The organism is uncultured Hyphomicrobium sp., from assembly GCF_902826555.1.
Taxonomy (GTDB): domain Bacteria; phylum Pseudomonadota; class Alphaproteobacteria; order Rhizobiales; family Hyphomicrobiaceae; genus Hyphomicrobium_C.
On the sequence record NZ_CADEFI010000055.1, the window covers coordinates 1 to 19,155 of the forward strand.

Below are 19,155 nucleotides of genomic sequence, written 5' to 3' on the forward strand. Positions count from 1 at the left end.
GGCCGCGGCGAGCGCGAGCAGCGTCGCGAGCAGGAACCGCGCGGCCGTGACCGGCACGGCCGACAGGAACAGCGGCCGGAGGCACGCGGCGAGCGCCGCGAGCACGCTCACGATGGGAGCCGTCAGCGCGACCAGCGCAACACCCATGCCGCCAACGGAGGCGGGCGTCGCGACGCCGCCGATCATCGCCGCGGGCAAGAGCAGCGCCGTCCCGACGCGCCGCGTGGCGAGGCGGATGCACCCCGCGCGCTTCAGGATGTCGGCTTCCTCGCCCGCCCCGCGCATGGACCCCGTCGCGAGCAGGATCGGGCTCATCACCACGGGCGGCCGCACGGCAACGAGCAACGGGGCCATCGCGGCCGCGGCAACGGCGGGCACGAGCGTCCCCAGCGGCAGAGCGTCGACGGCGCGCGCCGCGGCCGCGACGCCGGCTGACGAGAGGCGAGCGACGGAATTCGATAGAACGGCAACGGCCGACGCGCGCCAACGTCGCGTCCGGCGGTTCGCCCATGCAATGGAGAGGATCTATGGCGCGCAAGAAACCTAACCCGAAAGCCGAGTTCGTGCTCTTCAACGTCGTCTACCAGGACGGCTCGCAAACCTCGAACCGCAAGGTGCCGAGTGACCTCCTCGGAGGTCTCGACGGCGACGAGCCGGCACGCGCCGCCATCGAAGAGCAGGATCGCGAGATCGCCGAGCGTTCCGGCCGGCCGCGCGGCCCCATCAAGGCCATCGAGCGCGCCTGACGCGTTGCCCCGCTCACGAAATGCAAAAAAAAAACGGCCGCTCCATCGAGCGGCCGTTTTGAATTTGGAATGGCTTGGCTTCAGGCCACTGCGACATCGGCCAGCGCGACCAAGCGGCGCTGGTTCTCGTCCCAAAGCCTGAGCTTCACGCACTTGAAGCTCTCCCAGAGCGTGATGCGATGCACATTGGCGAGCTCCGGGAAATCCCGCAGCACCTGCGGCAGCCGATAGTAGGGAATGCGGCTGTAGAGGTGGTGGACGTGGTGCACGCCGATGTTGGCCGTAAGCCACGGCAGCACGCCCGGCAGATCGTAGTGCGAGCTGCCGTGCAAAGCCGCCTCATGCACATTCCACTCCTGCTTCTCGTCCCAGATCGTATCCTCGAACTGATGCTGGATATAGAACAGCCACACACCGATCGACGACGCGATGATGACGATCGGCAGCTCCACGGCAAGAAACGGCTTCCAGCCGACGAGCCATATCATCGCCCCGAAGAGGACGATCAGCCCGATGTTGGTTCCGATGACGCTCGCCCACGAGCGCCAGTCTGCACCCTTGAGCATACTGAACGGCAGCCTGTGCTGGACGACGAACAAAAGCGCAGGCCCCACTCCGAACAGGATCAACGGATGCCGGTACGTCCGGTAAAGGAACCGGCGCCATGGCGAAAGCGCGCGGTATTCGCGTACCGTCAACGTATCGATGTCTCCCGTTCCGCGATCTTCCAGGCTGCCGTGAGTGGCATGATGGATGGCATGGCTGCGCTTCCACGCGTCGTAGGGCGTGAGCGTCAGCACGCCCATGACGCGGCCGACCCAGTCGTTGGTAAGCTTCTTCCGGAACAGTGCCCCGTGTCCGCAGTCGTGCTGGATCAGGAATACGCGCACCAGAAAGAAAGCTGCCGGAATGGCAATCAGCAGCGTGAGCCAATACCCGACCCCAAGCGCTGCCCAGGCGGCAGCCCAGAGCAAGGCAAAAGGTACGAGCGTGACGAAGAGTTCAAAAACGCTGCGCTTGAGATCAGGCTGGCGATAGCGCTGCAGGATCTCGATCCAATCGCGCGCCTTGGCCGGCGCCGCCGACGGATCGGACGCGAGTAGGTTTGCCAAGTGTCCCCCCGTGAATTCGCGGTCGAGCCCGCCCGCCGAGGCGACTCCCCTGTGTTGCCGGGGCACACTTGCAGGACACCGCGCATTCCGCAAGTGGCGCCGAGAAATTCCACGGCCCTGGTACATAAAAAGCCAAGTCATTGCCCGAAGAGCACCAAATTCACCATGGTGCAGCGCACGCAATGACACATTCGTCACAGAGTTTTCACGAAGTAAGTGCTGCGAAACCAGGCAGCCTCACGGGTAGAGCCGCGCTTTCGTCCACGGCTCGGTGGCGCCTTGGCGCCGGAATACCACCCGGTCGTGCAGGCGGAATGGCCGGTTGTGCCAGAGCTCAATCTCGACGGGTGTCAGACGAAAGCCGGACCAATGCGGCGGGCGCGGAATGTCGCCGATGCCAAACTTGGCCGTGTACTGGGCGATTTTCTTCTCGAACGCGAGACGGCTTTCGAGCGCACGCGACTGGTCGGAAGCCCATGCGCCGATCCTCGACAGGCGCGGGCGCGTTGCGAAGTACGCGTCAGCTTCCTCCGGCGAAACGGCCGTGACGCTGCCTCGTGCGCGGACCTGCCGTTGCAGGCTCTTCCAATGAAACAGAACCGCCGCCTTGCCCGACGCAGCAAGCTCCCGTCCCTTTGCACTTTCAAGGTTCGTGTAGAAGACGAACCCGCGCTCGGGATGCTCTGCGCCATCGACGCCCTTGAGAAGCACCATACGCACGTTCGGCAGTCCCGCCTCGTCGACGGTCGCGAGCGCCATGGCCGTCGGGTCGTTGGGTTCGGATGCCGTCGCCTCCACGAGCCAGGCCTCGAACAACGCAAAGGGATCCTCTGCAGCCGTGAAGTCGGGTGTCCCGCTCTCGTCCTGAAAGTCCTCGCCCACCTATGACCTGCCTGCTGTGTGCGTCCTGCGCCTCAAAAATCGGGACGCACCTTTAGCACCTTTTAACCACGATCGGCCACGATGCAGGGGCAGGCCTCCCCCAGTACGGGCGGGCAGCGTGTTTGTCGTGTCCAGGAGTTCTGTCATGCGTCACGTCCCCGCTTTGGAAACCGTCGTTCTGGCAGTCGCAACCGCCGTGCTGCTGATGGCCCTCGTGTTCCTTTCGGAAAACCCGGCGTTCGCAGCGGAGCGCCCGTCCGGCGCGCCCACCTGCACATGCCCCGAGGCCGAGCGCAAGGCCATGCGCCCCAAGTTCGCCGACTTCGGAAGCGTCCTCGACGAGGCCGACGAGATCGCCGCCCTCGAGAGCATCCAGGTCGGTTTGAGCCGCATGGACGACGGCTCGCCCTTCGTATGGAAGCGTTCCAACGGGCGCCTTTCGGGCATCGTGCGCCCCACGAGTTCCTTCCGCAACGCGACGGGCGCGCTTTGCCGCCATGTCGTCGTGCTCTTGACGACCGGCTACAAAACAAGAACCGCCGAAGGTGTCGCCTGCCGCGCCTCCAATCGCCGCTGGGTACTCGAAGGTTGAGCACGGGCATAACCGCGGGCGAGGCCGTAGATTTAGCTAACCACATGACAAAAAAAGGTTTTATTGACGCCTGCCCGATCCGGGCAAGGCCCGTCTCCTTGCGCCCGTCCGCCGCCCGCGGGCCCGTTGAGGATGCGGCTTAGCCGCCATCTGGACCCGCATTTCCTTTTGTGTAGGATGCGCGCAAATTTCCGCACAAAGGGATCGCGAGAAAATGACCGAAACGGCGTCGGGAGCAGGACAACTTGCCGGCACATTTATGGCTGGCAAGCGCGGCCTCATCATGGGCGTCGCGAACAACCGCTCCATCGCCTGGGGCATTGCCAAGGCCGTCGTGGCTCAGGGCGCCGAGGTGGCACTGACCTACCAGGGCGATGCACTGAAAAAGCGTGTCGAGCCGCTCGCCGCCGAGCTGGGCTCCAAGGTCGTTCTCCCGTGCGACGTGGCCGACAAAGCCTCCATGGACGCCCTTTTCGCCGAATTGGCCAAGACCTGGGGCCGCCTGGACTTCCTCGTCCACGCCATTGCGTTCTCGGACAAGAACGAACTCGACGGCCGCTACGTGGACACGACGGAAGCTAACTTCACCCAGACCATGCTGGTTTCGGTTTTCTCGCTGACGGCCCTCGCCCAGCGCGCCGAAAAGCTGATGACCAACGGCGGCTCCATCGTCACGCTGACGTACTACGGAGCCGAGAAGGTCATGCCGCACTACAACGTCATGGGCGTCGCCAAGGCCGGGCTTGAAGCATCCGTGCGCTATCTCGCCTCCGACCTCGGCAAGAACGCCATCCGCGTCAACGCCATCTCTGCTGGCCCCATCAAGACGCTCGCCGCCGCTGGAATTTCCGACTTCCGCTACATATTGAAATGGAACGAGTACAATTCGCCGCTCCGCCGCACGGTCACCATTGAGGACGTCGGCGGCGCTGGTGTCTACCTCCTGTCCGACCTCTCGAAGGGCGTGACGGGTGAAGTCCATCACGTGGACGCCGGCTATCACGTGCAGGGCATGAAGAACGAGGACGCGCCCGATATCTCAGTCGTCAAGAACGACCCCTGACATCGGCGCCGCGCATTGGTCGTTCGATCTTGCGGGCACCGTTTTGGCAAGATCATTCCATGCCGGACCACCCCACGATCTATTTCATCCGCCACGGCGAGACGGACTGGAATCGTGACCGGCGCTATCAGGGCCAGAAGGACATCCCGCTCAACGAGACCGGCCGCGCACAGGCACACCGCAACGGCATCGCACTCCGCGCTTACTTGCCCGCCATTGCCGAAGCCGAGTTCATCGCCAGCCCGCTGAGCCGCACACGCGAGACCATGCAGATCCTGCGTGGTGAGCTCGGCCTTGCGCCCGAGGCCTACGCCATCGACCCGCGTTTGATCGAGCTCTCATACGGCGTCTGGGAAGGCACGCTCCAGGACGACATCCTGGCAAACGACCGCGACGCCGTTGCGGCGCGCAAAAAGGATGCCTTTGGCTGGCGCCCCGACGGCGGCGAGAGCTACGCCGACCTCCTCGCCCGCGTGACGGGCTGGGCCGCGAACGTCCGCAAGGACTGTGTCGTCGTCTCGCACGGCGGCGTCTCGCGCTGCCTGCGCGCCCATGTGCTGGGGCTAGACCCCGAGCTGATCCCGAGCCTCGAAAGCCCCCAGGACCGGGTGCTGATCCTAACGCCCGGCGCAATGCGCTGGCTCTGATCCAATTCCCCTCTCCCTTGGGAGAGGGATAGGGTGAGGGGGCTCGTCGCTTCGGCGTCCGCCGCTCGGAAAACAAAAAAGAAGAGCCGGAGCAGCGGCTGCTCCGGCTCTTCTCATGCAAACAACAAGGTGCAGATCTCTCGACCACGGTTGCTCAGACCGTGAGGAGCGATCCGCTGAAACACAAAGACGCGGCACATTCCACCCTTGAGCGCCGCCCCGGACAATGCGCCGGAAGCGGCCCCCGTGCGTCGTATGCAGCCTCCTTTCGGGAACGCACAAACGCAGGGCAATAGCCTGCTTACCTGCGTCGCGGCGTGTTGCAAAACAATTCCGAGCGATGTCCTTTCTTGCTCCCCGGCTCCCACCCACTTATGAGTGGGCGGGTAGTGCGGGCGACTGCGAAAAGTTGCCGATGCTATCGAATTGAATCTCCGGGCAGCCCGTCAGAGCAGCCCGCAAAGCGGCGGCCATGTCACACAACACCTTCGGCCATCTCTTCCGCATGACGACCTGGGGCGAAAGCCACGGCGCAGCCATCGGCTGCGTTGTGGACGGTTGCCCGCCGGGCATTCCGCTGACGGCTGACGAGATCCAGGTTCATCTCGACCGGCGCAAGCCCGGCCAATCGCGCTTCACCACCCAGCGCCGCGAGGCCGACGCCGTCGAGATTCTCTCCGGTGTCTTCCCCAATGCGGAAGGCCAGCAGGTGACAACCGGCACGCCGATCTCGCTCCTGATCCACAACACGGATCAGCGCAGCAAGGACTACGGCGAGATCAAGGAGGCGTTCCGCCCCGGCCACGCCGACTACACGTACTGGGCCAAGTACGGCATCCGCGATTTTCGCGGCGGCGGACGCTCCTCCGCTCGCGAAACGGCCATGCGCGTTGCTGCCGGAGCCATCGCCCGCAAGGTGCTCGGCCCCGAAGTGGTCATTCGCGGCGCGCTGGTGCAGGTCGGCGAGCTCAAGGTCGACCGCTCACGCTGGGACTGGGAAACCGTCAACTCCAATCCGTTCTTCTCGCCCGATCCCTGCATGGTGCCCGAATGGAGCACCTACCTCGATGGCGTGCGCAAGAACGGCTCCTCCGTGGGCGCCATCATCGAGGTGGTGGCGGAAGGAGTGCCGGTGGGCCTCGGTGCACCGATCTACGGCAAGCTCGACCAGGACCTCGCGTCCGCCATGATGAGTATCAACGCGGTGAAGGGCGTCGAGATCGGCGCCGGCATGGGCGCAGCCGAGCTGACCGGCGAGGCCAACGCCGACGAGATCCGCATCGGCCCGGACGGCAAGCCGCGCTTCCTCTCCAACAATGCCGGCGGCATCCTGGGCGGCATCTCGACCGGACAGCCGGTCGTCTGCCGCTTTGCCGTCAAGCCCACGTCATCAATCCTCACTCCGCGCCAGACCATCGACGCTAAAGGCCACGAGACGGAGATCGTCACCAAGGGCCGCCACGATCCGTGCGTCGGCATCCGCGCCGTGCCGGTAGGCGAAGCCATGATGGCCCTCGTCCTCGCCGACCACCTCCTCCGCCATCGCGCGCAAGTCGGCTGAGCGGCCGTGCGGTAAAGCGGACGCCCGACACCCGTTCGCTAGGCGACGAGCGTCTTCGACGCCTCCATGATCTTGCGCGTCGAATCGTTGGCGGATTCCGTCGCATTGACGATCTTCGTCATGTTGTCGGTCATGGCTTGGACGCTGTTGGACGCCGTAATCATGTTGGACGAGATTTCCTGAGTGACTGCGCTCTGCTCCTCGATCGCAGCCGCGATGCCGGTCGCGATATCGTTGATCGAGTTGATGACGACCGTGATCTCCTGGATGGCCATGACGGCGTTTCCCGTCCCGTCCTGAACAGTGCCGATCTGCGCCCCGATCTCTGCCGTGGCCTTCGCCGTCTGACTGGCAAGCGTCTTCACCTCGGACGCCACCACAGCAAATCCCTTGCCCGCTTCGCCAGCGCGCGCAGCCTCGATGGTAGCGTTGAGCGCCAAAAGATTGGTTTGAGATGCGATGGTATTGATCAGATTGACCACCTGCCCGATGCGATCGGCGGAGCCAGCCAGCCCGCCCACGATCTCATTGGTCCTTTTGCCGAGCGCGACCGCGTTGTTCGTGACACGCGCCGCCTCGTCGACCCGCCGGCTGATCTCGCGCACCGATTGCACGAGTTCTTCCGCGGCCGATGCGACAGCCTGCACGTTGGCGGATGTCTGCGAAGAGGAATTGGCGGCGCTCGCGATCTGCCGTGTCGTCTCGGAGATGGCATCGGAGACCTTGCCGAGATCGACGTCGATCGTCTGCTTGAGCGCCACCTTCATTTCGACCTGTCGCGTGATGTCGGTACAGAACTTGACCACCTTGAACGGACGGCCAGACGGATCGAAGATCGGATTGTAGGTTGCCTGCAGCCACAGCTCTCCGCCGCCCTTGCGGATGCGACGGAACTGCCCCGCCTGGAACTCGCCGCGCTTCAGCGCCTCCCAGAACGCCAGGTATGCGGCACTCGCGCGCTCCGCTTCGGCGACGAACATACGGTGATGCCGGCCTTTGATCTCGTCCAGCGTGTAGTCGACGGCGGCGAGGAAGTTCGGGTTCGCGCTCTGTATGGTGCCATCGAGATCGAAATGGATCACCGCGCTCGACTTGTCGATCGCCGCAATCTGCCCCTCGAAATCCGCAGTCTGGAGCTTGCGCGCGGTGACGTCGGTACAGAACTTGACGACCCTATAGGGTTTCTTATGGTCATCGAACAAGGGATTGTAGGTCGCCTGGATCCAGATTTCGCGGCCCCCTTTGCCGACACGCTTGTACTCGGCAGACCGGAACTCGCCCCTGTTGAGGCCGGCCCAGAACTGCGCATAGGCCGGACTTGCACGCTCCTCGGGCGAGACGAAGAGGCTGTGATGCCGGCCCTGGACCTCGGCCAGCGTGTAACCCACGGCGTCGAGAAAGTTCTGGTTCGCAGTCACGATCGTCCCATCGAGATTGAACTCGATGACGGCCTGAGAGCGGTCGAGTGCATCGAGCTTCGCTTGAAGCTCGTTCTGCTTTTGGGAAAACATCGCGCAAGCCCTTCCAATCTCGCGTTGCTGCCGACCCGCCAGGGTTCGCGGCGTAACAAGATCAGTGAGCTGATTCGCGGTTGCATTTCAGTAAATACGCAACCGAAGCGCGATGCGTCGGTGCACGATAATATCAAGGATAACGAACAGAACGAAGCCGTCAGCTCGGCGATCCGGCTCCCCGGCCGGCGAGAATATCCCACGCCACGTTGAGCTGTTTCAGCCGCACTTCGCGCATCGCCCGGTCGGCCGCGTCGCGCGCATGATCGGGGTTCCAAGCCAGCCGCAGACCGTCGATGATCTTCTTGATTGCCACCTCGTTGAGGTCCGGCGCAACGCCGATACCGAGCACGCCGAGCGCCTCTTCGCGGGTGCGCGGAACGGCATCGCCGACAGGAGCCGGCGGCCCTGGCGGCAAACTGGATGGCGGTTCGAGCTCGCGTCCCGGCGCAGTCGGTGGGATCACGGCGGGCAGCATGCCGAGCGTCGCAGGATTCCCCGGCGAGGTGCGCGCGTCAAAGGAAACGGCGGCAATATCGCGGGAGAGAGGCGAAAGGGATCGCGCACGCCGCCGCCGATACGCGACCGCGGCCGCCAGCAGCGCCAAAGCTGCGACGCCTCCCGCCGCGAGAAGCCCGGCATCGACATGTCCGGGGACGCGGACGACAGTCACGGGAATAGCGGATGTCAGACCGGCATCGGGATCCGCGGGCGGTGACGGTAGAGTTTCAGCAGGCGGCACGTGCAGCTCCGCAACCGGTGGGCTTTGAGCCGAAGTCGAAGCCGAAGGCGCGGGCGATGGTTCCGCTTTTGTAGCGTTGGCGTCGGCGGGAGACTCCACCGGCGAAGCACCCTCTCCGTTGATGATCTTGGGAATGAGAGGGGCCGCGCCGGCAACCGCACTGCCCGCTGCCGATGCGTCCGAGGACGCCTCCTTGGGCGCGGTCGCTGGCACGGGAGGAGGAGGCGGAGAAACTGGGGCTTTTTCCACCGGGCGGCTTGCGCGCTCCGGAGCGGCAGGAAGCGGCTCCGCACGGGCCGCCTTCTCGACCGGCGGAGCAACCCCACCGGGAGGTGACGCCTTCGCAATCGCCTTCGGCGGCTTCGAAGACGCGGCGACAAAGATGCCGTCGATGCCGAGCATCGGCGCGAACCCTCGAGGCATAGCAACGATAGCGGGCGGCGCCTCGGCCATGCGCTCTTCACAGTAGCGGCGAAATGCACCATCCGGCCGCCGCAGCTCGCGCTCCTCCAATCTCGCGCAAGGCGCATTGGCCGGCATGTCCCATTGCGGCGGCATCTCAATCTCGAGGCGCCCGTTCGCGACGTGACTGCGCCCCCCTTGATGCGCGTCCGCAGCCGCGGCGACCGACATCCAGGGAACGCGCACGCCATCGCAATCGAGGTCGAACCGATGCACGGTCCACTTGCGGCACATGTCGGGATTGATGCGCGAACAGGCCTGGAACTCCTGCTGCTCGCGCCGCCCAATCACGGCATGGCCCTGGTCTTCGGACGGGGTCAGCACGGGCCGCCCGCCGACCACCCGGCACGAATAAGGCATGACGAGCAGCTCATCTGCCCCCGCACGGCCGGAAACCATGGAAGCCGTCGTGGCGGCGATCAGCAGCACGGCAATGCCGCGAGATGTGGAGAGTCGCATCGGCCCCTGCCCCGACAGCTTCGGATTCGGGTTCAGATACCCGCCAGACCTGGGCACATTTACGGCAATGCAGACAAGAATTTTGTAATCAAATGGATCACTTAGACGCATCTCATCGGATAAGCGCGTCCAAAGACAACCTTCCGCATGCAAATACTCCGATCTGTTCGCCCACCCCCGCACATTTCAGCTAGGGGCCACGGCCCACCGCGTGCGCACAGTGACGGCACCACCCATGAAACAAAATCCGGCACGAACTGTTTACAGCTATCAGGCTGCGAGCCTCAGCGCGCAATCCGTCAAGCGAGCGTCTCAGTCACAAGGCCACGAACCGTGTCGGATTGGGTGTTCATACGTCGCGTCTTGGTGGTCTTTGCGATCGGCGCATTGGCTCTCGCGCTCTGGACGCTGTCCGATCTTCTCCTCCTGATATTCGCAGCCGTGCTGACGGCGATCGCACTGCGCGCCCTCATGGCGCCGATCTGCGAAGCCACCGGCATGCGGGAGGTATTTGCACTCATTTTCACCTCGGCTCTAATCCTCCTTCTTGCGGCTGCACTCGTGTTTCAGTTCGGCTCGCGGCTTTCGGAGCAAACGGCATATGTGCTTCAGAACGCACCCGCCGCATTTCGATCGCTGGTCCAGGCGCTCGACATCGACTTCGACTCTTTATCGAGGGATTTCGGCGGCTCCGCTCTCGGAGAGATCGCAGCGCGCGCCGTGACCATCGGATCCAGCATTGTCGAAGCCGTGGCGGCTTTCATCCTGGTGGTGGTCGGCGGCCTCTATCTCGCCGCGGCACCGAACTCTTACCGAAACGGCTTCATCGCGTTGTTCCCGGAACGTTGGCGCAAAATCGTATTGTCGACGACCGAAGACAGCGCGTTTGCCCTCAGCCGCTGGCTCAAGGCGCAGCTCATCGCCATGGCCATTGTCGGCGCGATGACGGGTATCGGCATGTGGCTTGTCGGCGTTCCTTCCCCGCTGGCACTCGGCTTGATCGCCGGCGCGACCGAGTTTATTCCCATCGCCGGTCCGGTTATTGGCGCGATACCAGCACTCCTTCTCGCCTCTGCGCAGGGGTGGGAGTTGACGGTTGCCGCGCTTGCAGTTGCCGTTGTCGTGCAGCAGCTCGAGAACAACCTCATCATGCCGTTCGTCGTCGGACGCGTCGTCGAGCTGCCGGCCGCTGTCGGGCTTTTCGCGACCGTGGCCATGGGAATTCTGTTCGGGCCGCTGGGATTTCTCCTCGGCTATCCGCTCGCCATCGTGGCGGATGTGGCGATCCGGCGGCTCTATGTCCGCGAAGCGCTCGGCAAGCGCGTCGAGATTCCCGCCGAAAGGGAACGCCACGCCGAAGCCAAAGCCGGCGCGTCAACCTGATCGAGACTTCGCCTTCGCCGAGGACAACTCATCACCTCAGCCGTCTTGCACGGTCCGTCATGCGGGCCGCGCCTCAAAACCTTCTCACCCGACTTGCTCCGCCTCGAGCACAGTGCGCAACTTTTCCGATAGCTCCTCGAGCGAAAACGGCTTTGCCAGAAAATTCACACCAGGGTCCAGCACACCATTGTGCACAACGGCGTTTTTGGTGAAGCCGGTCATGAACAGCACCTTGATCCCCGGCCTCAGGATCACCGCCTCGTCGGCGAGTTTCCGGCCGTTCATCTCCGGCATGACGATGTCGGTGAGCAGCAGGTCGACAACCGCATCGCCATTCAACACTTTGAGCGCCTCTTGCGCACTCCGCGCTTCGCGCACGGAATAGCCGAGTTCACGCAGCCCCGCTGCCGTGAGCTCCAGAACTCTGATCTCGTCCTCCACCAGGAGGATGGATTCGGTTCCGTTGCGGGTTTTTGCCGGGAGCTGAATTTCATTTGGAGCTGCCGGCGCCGCATAATGGCGAGGCAGATAAATCTTCATCGTCGTGCCTTGCTGCAGCTCCGAATAAACCTTCACGTGACCGCCGCTCTGCTTGACGAACCCATAGACCTGCGAGAGACCGAGTCCGGTGCCCTTGCTCTGATCCTTCGTCGTGAAAAAGGGATCGAAGGCCTTGGTCATCACTTCAGGCGTCATCCCCGTTCCGGTATCGCTGACGGCGATCAGCACGTATTGCCCGGCAGGAACCCCGGGATGTGCACGCGAATAGTGATCGTCCAAATGGCAGTTTGCCGTCTCGATCGTGAGCCGGCCGCCATCCGGCATCGCATCGCGTGAATTCACGCAAAGATTGAGTATGGTGCTTTCCAGCTGCACGGGGTCCGCATGGGTGAGCCAGAGACCGCCACCAAGAATGGTCTCGACATTGATCGATCCACCGATAGCGCGCCGGATGAGCTCCGAAATTCCGGCGACAAACTTGTTGGCGTCGATCGGCTTCGGGTCCAGAGGCTGCTGGCGCGAGAATGCGAGCAACCGCTTGACCAGCGTGGAAGCCCGATTGGCGCCGTCGAGCGCACCGTCGAGAAACTCGTTGGCCCCCTCCTCGCCCCTCGACAAACGTTTTTTCGCTAAGCTGATACCACTGATGATAACGGCCAGCATGTTGTTGAAGTCGTGCGCAATACCGCCGGTCAGGTTTCCTACGGCTTCCGCCTTGTGCATCTGACGGATCTGTTGCTCGGCCGCGTCGCGCTCCGCAACGGAATCCGTGAGCAATCGATGAGCTTCAGCGAGATTGGACGCGCCACGACGCGTATTCACGATCCAAATCGCCAGTGCGACGAGCGTCGCCACGAACGCCAGGCCGACCGCCGTGCCCAGAACCCGAACCGTCCTCAACGCCGCCGCTTCACGCGCCATCAGAAGCTTTTTTTCGGCTTCGCTCATGGCATCGAAGCGGTTGCCGATGCCGTCCATCAGGCGTCGGCCTTCGCCGGTCAGGACTTTCCCGCGGGCCGCCTCGAATCCGAGCGAGCGCCGGAGATTGATCGTCTCTTCTGCGAATGCCATTCGCTCGTCGATGAGGGGGCGCGTCTCGGCCAAAGCTTGGAGTTGGTCGGGGTTGTCGATCATCAAGGTGCCCACGCGATCGAGCGCGACGGGCAGCCTGCTCCTCGCTTCGAGATACGGAGCGAGGAACGCCTCGTCGCCCGTGAGGACGAAGCTGCGTTGGCCAACCTCCGCATCCTGAAGAAGCGACCAGGCCTCCGACAGAGCCGTCTCGACTTCAAGTGTGTGGTGCACCCACCGCGATTGGTCGAGGTAACGGCCGCCGATCCAAAGCGTCGCCGCAAAGATCAAAAAAAGGATCGCGCCCGCCGCCTCTGGAACGCGGCTCGCAACCACCTTGCTCACTCTATGCGGCATTCACCCTCGATCCCGGGAAAATCCTCCAAGTTCGATCATACACGAGCATTTATAGGGCACCAGCTGGCACCGAGCCGCTCTCTCCGGATCTGGCGTTAAAAGAAAGAAGATCCCCTATAGAAGGGAGATCACGAATAAACCACGAAAGGACGCTCCTAACCGTCATGTTTGTTACGCATGGGCTTGGCTTTTGCGCATCTCGGAAGCCGGCCGTCCATCGATTGGAGCGCTCTGGATCGCTTCGAAGACACTCGAACGCTCCCAGGGAACAAGAATGGCCGGCGCGCGTTCTTGCTCTTGCCGCACTCGGGGGGAGATGGTTGACCCTCTAAATTGACTCGGCATGAGCGAGAGGCTTCCACCATGTCAAAGTGGGCTGCAGCGCTGAAGGGCGTGCTGCCCGGCGGAACGGGCGAGAGCGTAGGACCGCCCCGAACTGATGCAAAGTCCCACCGATCGGACGACGCGTCGGCTGCCGACCCGCACGAAGCTGATCGGCCGCATTCCTATGCACCCGTCGTTTGGCTGCTCGGCAAGGTGCAGAGCGGAAAAACGTCGGTCATCCGCGCGATTACCGGTAGCAGTGACGCCGAGATCGGCGACGGATTCCGCCCATGTACACGCACCTCACGCCTCTACGCGTTCCCGCAAGACATGCCGGTCTTGCGTTTCCTCGACACACGCGGGCTCGGCGAGGTCGACTACGATCCCGCAGAGGATATGGCGTTCAACGAGCGCACCGCCCACATCGTCCTCGTGACCATGCGCGCCATGGACACCGACCAACGCGCGCTCTTCGAAGCCGTGAGACAGATCCGAGTGCGCCATCCCGAGTGGCCGATCGTAATCGCGCAAACGAGCCTGCACGAGGCCTACCCTCCCGGCGGGGACCACATCCTGCCTTATGCCTTCGAGGCGAGCGCGCCACGCGATGCGATCGCCCGCATCCCGCCCGATCTGATGCGTGCTCTTGCCCACCAACGCACGCTCTTCGACAAGCTGCCGGGCCGCGGCGCCCTTCTGTTCGTGCCCATCGATCTCACGCGACCCGAGGACGCCCTGCCTCCGGCCGACTATGGCCTCGACGCGCTGACTGAAGCCCTCGCCATCGTCGCCCCCGCGGGCATGTTGTCGGCGCTCGCGGCGATGCCCGGCTTCAAAGTAGACCCGAAAGCCCGTTCCGCAGACCCCGTCGTGATGGGCCACGCCATGGCCGCAGCCGGCAGTGACCTCGTTCCGATCCCTGTCGCGGGCGCCATCGCCGCATCCACCATTCAGGCGCGCATGCTGAGCCAGCTCGGAAGGCTATATGGCATTCAGTGGGACCGGCGTGCCTACACCGAGCTCACGGCCGCCATCGGCGCCGGAACTGCGGCCAAGGTCGCGGCCGGCATCGGCTTGCGCCAGCTCGCCAAGCTGCTGCCCGTCTACGGCCAGACGGCCGGAGCCGCCGCATCGGCGGCCGCGAGCTTTGCCGTCACGTACGCGCTCGGCAAGGCGGCCGTGTATTACCTCCACAGCCGACGCCTCGGAACCACGGACCGCGGCGGAATCGCTGCCGCATACCAGGAAGCCCTGCGCGAGGCGTTCCGCATGGCCCGCGACCGCAACAGGGTGCCCGAGCAGCACGGCGGGTCTCGCCCATGAGCAACACGCGACCGACGCCGACCCGCGCCAGGCGCACCGCGTCACTGATCCTCATCGCCATCGGCCTGCTCATCCCGGCCCTGTCGCTGATCCCGCTCGGCAGCCTCTGGCTGTGGCAGAATGGGCTGCTTCTCTACTGGACGGCATTTGCACTCGCCTCCGTCGCCATCGTATACATCGCCCAGCGACGGCTCCTGCCGCAGCCGCACTCCGCGGCAACGCCAACGACGGAACGTCCACTCGAGGACGATACGGCGCGCGATGCCTTGCAATTCGGCTGGTCGCCTGCGGAAGAGCAAGCCTGGAAGGATGTGAAAGCGCTGGCGCGGCGCACCGACCCCGACGGCATCGCCAGCCCCGACGATCTCCTGAAGCTCGCTCGGGACACCGTCGCCGTCGTCGCTCAACGCGTTCACGCCGATCGGCAGGACCCGCTGTGGCAGTTCACGACCCCGGAGGCACTTGCCATCACCGAACGGGTCTCACGGCGCCTGCGCCAGTTCGTGCTCGAGCGCGTGCCGTTCGGAGATCGCCTGACGATCGCCCAGGCCCTCGCCGTCTATCGCTGGCGCGGCGCCATCGACTGGGCGGAGCGCGCTTATGATGTCTGGCGGGTTGTCCGCCTCGTCAATCCCGCGACCGCCGCCGCCAACGAGGCGCGCGAGCAGCTTTCGAAAGCCATGATGGAATGGGGACGCGATGCCGTTTCCCGCCGGCTGACCGAGGCCTACGTCGAGGAGATCGGCCGCGCAGCCATCGATCTCTACGGAGGCCGGCTGCGCATCTCGCCGGATGCACTCACGGGATATATGTCCGAGAAAACGGTCGCCGATCAGGAGACACTTGGCGAGGCGCGGGCCGAGCCTTTGCGCATCCTCGTAGCCGGCCAAACCGGCGCCGGCAAATCGAGCCTCGTCAACACGCTCGCAAACGGGCTTCGCGCCGCCACCGACGCGCTGCCCGCCACGTCCGTTTACGCGCCCTACGTCCTTCAGCACGAAGGTCTCCCGGCTGCGATCATCATCGACAGTCCCGGCCTCGGCTCCGATCCCGGCGCGATCGGCGAGCTTGTAAAGAAGGCAGCCGACAGCGACCTCATCCTCTGGGTCGTGGCCGCCCATCGCGCCGACCGCGCCGTCGACCGCAAGGCACTCGACGCCTTGCGATCACACTTTTCCGCCCGCCTCAACCGGCGGCGCCCCCCGATGATTCTCGTAACGACACATATCGATCGGCTGCGGCCCTTCGGCGAGTGGGATCCTCCTTATGATTTATCCGACAACAGCCGGGAGAAGGCCCGCAACATCCGCGACGCCGTAACAGCGGCGTCCGTCGACCTGGGATTCGCCGCCGACGAGGCCGTGCCTGTGAGCCTCGCGAGCGCCACGCAGGCCTACAACGTCGAACGTGTTTGGCAACGCATCTCGGACGCCCTTCCGGAAGCCACCCGCGCGCAATTGCTGCGCGCACTGCATGATCTCAAGTCGGCCTGGAACTGGAAATCGGTCTGGTCCCAGGCAGCCGGAGCGGGCCGCACCATTGCGGGCGCCTTGAAGAAGGAGGTCAAGCGCAGCGACCCAGGCACCTCGAAAAATAACAACGCCTCGATGCAGAGTAAGAGCCATGACAATAGCCGCTGAAGTGACCTCTAACGCCAAACTTCGCGCTGCTCAGGAGGATCAACGCCGGGAGGAAGAAGCGGAGCAACGGTCGACCGCCGAGACCTGGCAGCTGATCGCCGACGTCTCCGTCACGGGCCTGTTTGCGCTCGCTATTCTCGCCGCGCTTTACCTGATGAAGGAGGTCATAGTCCCCGTCATCCTGGCGTGGGTCGTCGCCAACATCCTCCTTCCGGTTGTCGGCTGGCTGGAGCGCCGCGGATTGGGTCGCATTCCGGCGGTCGGCCTGGTCACGCTGGCCATGCTCGCGGTTCTATTGTCCGTCATCGCGCTGCTGTCGCTACCGCTCACCTATTGGCTCGGCCGCGCCACAGAGCTCGGCGCAATGATCCGCGAAAAGCTCCAGTCCATGGCCGGACCACTCGACTTCCTGAAGGAGCTTTCGAGCGCCATTGGTCAGGTCACGGGAAGCGCAGGGTCGGGCCTTCATGTGGAGGAAGGCAGCAACATCGTCAGCAGCATCGTTGCCATCCTGACGCCCGCCGTCACCCAGGGCATTCTATTTCTGGGAGCGCTCATCTTTTACATGATCTACCAGAAGCAGATCAAAAACCGGTCTGTTCTCGTGCTGCCGAACCGGGAAGCGAGACTGACGGCGCTCCGAATTTTTGCCGATGTCGAACGCAACACGACGATCTATTTCGGCACCTTCACCATCGTCAATCTGTGCCTCGGCCTGGTGACGACAATGCTGGCCTACGCCGTGGGGCTTCCTAACCCCATGCTGTGGGGCGTTCTGGCCGCGGTTCTCAATTACATCCCCTACATCGGCGTCGCCATCATGGTCGGCGTCCTGTTTCTGATCGGTCTGTTCACGTTTGCCAGCACGTCGGAAGCCATTGTCGCGCCCCTCGTCTACGTCGCCATGACGACGGTCGAAGGTCACTTCATTACGCCGGCACTCATGGGGCGTCGAATGACGTTGAACCCGTTCGCAGTGTTCCTCGCGATCGGCTTCTGGACCTGGATGTGGGGACCCATTGGCGCCTTTGTCGCCGTCCCGATTCTGATGACGACCATCGTGACGTTCCGCCATCTCTTCCCGGAAGACGCACCCGAGCTGCCGGGCTGAGATCGCATGAAACCAACGGCCCCATACGGCGTTTAGCACCCGGGCCCCAAACGGCCCCCACCAAACCGAGGAGCATTCACATGGCCCAGCCCGCATCGAGCACCAGCACCCGTAACGCCGCAGACGAGCTCGCCGACAAGGCCGTCAACTTGGCGGAAAAAACCAGCGAAAAAATTGAGCGGACCGTTCAAGACCTCGCCAATCAGGGCCGCCAGGCCAGCGATCAGGTCCAGGTTGTTGCCGAGAACTTCAAGACCGCAGTCGACAAGTCCGTGAAGGACCAGCCTTTGACGACGCTCGCCATTGCCGCCGGTGTTGGCTTCGTGATCGGCGCTTTGTGGAAGTCGTAAGCATCGGCGTAGCCGCGCTCGCCAGCACCCTGCTCTGATCCGAGGGGAGAACCGCTAAATGTTCCAAGGTCTTTTCAAGCGTGCCGAGCGCTCGATTGACCAAGCGGTGTCGAAAATCGTGGCACGCGCCATGGTAGCCGTGCCACTGCTGATCGCCACCGGATTTGCGACGGCCGCGCTGACGGTCAAGCTCGTCGAGCTCTACGGCGAGATTACGGGCTACGCCCTGATGGCCGCGCTCTTCGCCGTTGTCAGCCTCCTCACCGTGGCCATCGTCGGCATCAACGGCACGGGCGCACCCCAAGAGGAGCGAGCGGCCGAAACCGAGAAGGCAGCGGAGACCACGGGGTCAAGCGACGAGCAGGTTTCGGATGTCGGCGATCTTCTCACGCCAGAGCTGAAATCTCTGCTGGCCAGCGCGGCACCTGTTGCGGTCCCCGGATTGTTGCGAGGAGTGGGACGAAACCTGCCGTTGATCTTCATCCTGGCCATCGTAGCGTTTGTCATCTCGCAGTTTGCCGAAAGCCCCGAGAGCGAAGGGCCAGACGAAAGCGGAGACACAAACGCGACCGGCGATACGCCGGATCCCTCCGTCGCCGTAACAAACGCACCCGCGTCAGCCGCGGCCGCCGCGTAGGGAGCCCTCGCCGTGCGGCCCCCGGCGGGGCTGAGTGCCGCGCCGAGGGCAGACCTTATTAGAATTTCGACGTGGCGGTGACCAGGAACGACCGACCCGGCTCGTAGAGCGGCACGGTTGGCTCCAATGGATCGTTGATCCATTCCTGCCCGTAGCTCGCGCGATCCGAATACATCTCGTCGAAGATATTGCGCACATCGGCGCGCAACGTGAATATCGAACGGAAGCTCCGGCTTGTACTCCACGAACGCGTTGAAGACCTTGTAGCTCGGGAACGGACCGCTCCCAACTGCAACGCGGTCGTACGACGGAGCGATCACCGCATCGCCGCCGACGACACGCCCGTTCCGACGAAGGTGGGCTCGTGAGATAGTAGCCATTGAAGGCATCGGCGGGCTCTCCGTCGATCGAGGTATCGATATTGGCGTATCCCACCCGGCCGGCGGCTCGGATTGTTTTATCTTTAGCGCCGCCGTGACCCGGGCGCTCGACGGCGAAGCTGGCGATTGCCTGCGGAAGTATTCGGCATCCCGCGACGGCAATCGAGCTGCCGTCGAGCCATGTCGCAATGCTGGCCTATTCCAAGGAGGTGGCCGGCTGATCATCAAGGCGGCGGAGCGAAAGGAATCGTTGGCGATCCCGGCAGGATTTGAACCTGCGACCCCCAGATTAGGAATCTGG

General features: G+C 63.8%; 18 protein-coding genes. 11 read left to right on the forward strand and 7 right to left on the reverse strand.

The genetic code is table 11. From position 1 onward, the window contains the following. Positions 1-378 (reverse strand): hypothetical protein (locus tag QZV93_RS16355; protein WP_295559695.1); only part of this gene is annotated, 378 nt, incomplete at its 3' end. Between the two features lie 149 nt (positions 379-527). On the opposite strand from QZV93_RS16355, the gene QZV93_RS16360 reads away from it, so the two are divergent. Further along, a complete protein-coding gene (locus tag QZV93_RS16360; RefSeq protein WP_295559696.1) occupies positions 528-746 on the forward strand; it encodes a hypothetical protein in 219 nt (72 codons plus the stop codon). An 80-nt stretch (positions 747-826) separates the two neighbouring features. Here QZV93_RS16360 and QZV93_RS16365 read toward each other — a convergent pair whose 3' ends face one another. After that, complete coding sequence (locus tag QZV93_RS16365) at positions 827-1,858, reverse strand: fatty acid desaturase (protein ID WP_295559697.1); 1,032 nt, start codon at positions 1,856-1,858, stop codon at positions 827-829. Between the two features lie 237 nt (positions 1,859-2,095). After that, positions 2,096-2,740, reverse strand: a complete 645-nt coding sequence (pdxH, locus tag QZV93_RS16370; protein WP_295559698.1) for a pyridoxamine 5'-phosphate oxidase — start codon at positions 2,738-2,740, stop codon at positions 2,096-2,098. Between the two features lie 145 nt (positions 2,741-2,885). Between pdxH and QZV93_RS16375 the strand changes: the two genes are divergently transcribed. From QZV93_RS16375 to aroC, 4 genes are all read left to right on the forward strand, one after another. Beyond that, the gene (locus QZV93_RS16375; protein WP_295559699.1) at positions 2,886-3,332 is read left to right on the forward strand and encodes a hypothetical protein; all 447 of its coding nucleotides are present in this window, start codon (positions 2,886-2,888) and stop codon (positions 3,330-3,332) included. 214 nt (positions 3,333-3,546) lie between these two features. Then, on the forward strand, positions 3,547-4,395 hold the full coding sequence (gene fabI / locus QZV93_RS16380; RefSeq protein WP_295559700.1) for an enoyl-ACP reductase FabI: 849 nt from the start codon (positions 3,547-3,549) through the stop codon (positions 4,393-4,395). Between the two features lie 59 nt (positions 4,396-4,454). Further along, complete coding sequence (locus tag QZV93_RS16385; RefSeq protein WP_295559701.1) at positions 4,455-5,042, forward strand: histidine phosphatase family protein; 588 nt, start codon at positions 4,455-4,457, stop codon at positions 5,040-5,042. A gap of 472 nt (positions 5,043-5,514) precedes the next feature. Further along, positions 5,515-6,603 carry a chorismate synthase gene (gene aroC, locus QZV93_RS16390; protein WP_295559702.1) on the forward strand — a complete coding sequence of 363 codons (1,089 nt, stop codon included), beginning with the start codon at positions 5,515-5,517 and terminating at the stop codon, positions 6,601-6,603. Positions 6,604-6,641: 38 nt separating this feature from the next. Here aroC and QZV93_RS16395 read toward each other — a convergent pair whose 3' ends face one another. Continuing rightward, positions 6,642-8,114, reverse strand: coding sequence for a PAS domain-containing methyl-accepting chemotaxis protein (locus tag QZV93_RS16395; protein ID WP_295559703.1), 1,473 nt, complete (start codon positions 8,112-8,114; stop codon positions 6,642-6,644). Positions 8,115-8,274: 160 nt separating this feature from the next. Continuing rightward, complete coding sequence (locus QZV93_RS16400; RefSeq protein ID WP_295559704.1) at positions 8,275-9,777, reverse strand: hypothetical protein; 1,503 nt, start codon at positions 9,775-9,777, stop codon at positions 8,275-8,277. A gap of 333 nt (positions 9,778-10,110) precedes the next feature. On the opposite strand from QZV93_RS16400, the gene QZV93_RS16405 reads away from it, so the two are divergent. Beyond that, on the forward strand, positions 10,111-11,160 hold the full coding sequence (locus tag QZV93_RS16405) for an AI-2E family transporter (RefSeq protein WP_295559705.1): 1,050 nt from the start codon (positions 10,111-10,113) through the stop codon (positions 11,158-11,160). A gap of 84 nt (positions 11,161-11,244) precedes the next feature. Here QZV93_RS16405 and QZV93_RS16410 read toward each other — a convergent pair whose 3' ends face one another. After that, positions 11,245-13,089, reverse strand: a complete 1,845-nt coding sequence (locus QZV93_RS16410; protein ID WP_295559706.1) for a CHASE3 domain-containing protein — start codon at positions 13,087-13,089, stop codon at positions 11,245-11,247. A 363-nt stretch (positions 13,090-13,452) separates the two neighbouring features. Here QZV93_RS16410 and QZV93_RS16415 point away from each other — a divergent pair, with 363 nt between their 5' ends. From QZV93_RS16415 to QZV93_RS16435, 5 genes are all read left to right on the forward strand, one after another. After that, positions 13,453-14,736, forward strand: a complete 1,284-nt coding sequence (locus QZV93_RS16415) for a DUF697 domain-containing protein (RefSeq protein ID WP_295559707.1) — start codon at positions 13,453-13,455, stop codon at positions 14,734-14,736. Then, positions 14,733-16,376, forward strand: a complete 1,644-nt coding sequence (locus tag QZV93_RS16420; RefSeq protein WP_295559708.1) for a GTPase — start codon at positions 14,733-14,735, stop codon at positions 16,374-16,376. Before QZV93_RS16415 ends, QZV93_RS16420 begins: the two co-directional genes overlap by 4 nt. Next, positions 16,360-17,487 carry an AI-2E family transporter gene (locus QZV93_RS16425; protein ID WP_295559709.1) on the forward strand — a complete coding sequence of 376 codons (1,128 nt, stop codon included), beginning with the start codon at positions 16,360-16,362 and terminating at the stop codon, positions 17,485-17,487. Before QZV93_RS16420 ends, QZV93_RS16425 begins: the two co-directional genes overlap by 17 nt. Positions 17,488-17,567: 80 nt before the next feature. Next, positions 17,568-17,837, forward strand: a complete 270-nt coding sequence (locus tag QZV93_RS16430; protein WP_295559710.1) for a hypothetical protein — start codon at positions 17,568-17,570, stop codon at positions 17,835-17,837. Positions 17,838-17,895: 58 nt separating this feature from the next. Further along, positions 17,896-18,474: a hypothetical protein gene (locus tag QZV93_RS16435; protein ID WP_295559711.1), complete on the forward strand. Its 579-nt coding sequence runs from the start codon at positions 17,896-17,898 to the stop codon at positions 18,472-18,474. A gap of 58 nt (positions 18,475-18,532) precedes the next feature. On the opposite strand, the gene QZV93_RS16440 is transcribed toward QZV93_RS16435, so the two are convergent. Continuing rightward, positions 18,533-18,682 carry a hypothetical protein gene (locus QZV93_RS16440; RefSeq protein ID WP_295559712.1) on the reverse strand — a complete coding sequence of 50 codons (150 nt, stop codon included), beginning with the start codon at positions 18,680-18,682 and terminating at the stop codon, positions 18,533-18,535. Positions 18,683-19,155: the final 473 nt, after the last annotated feature.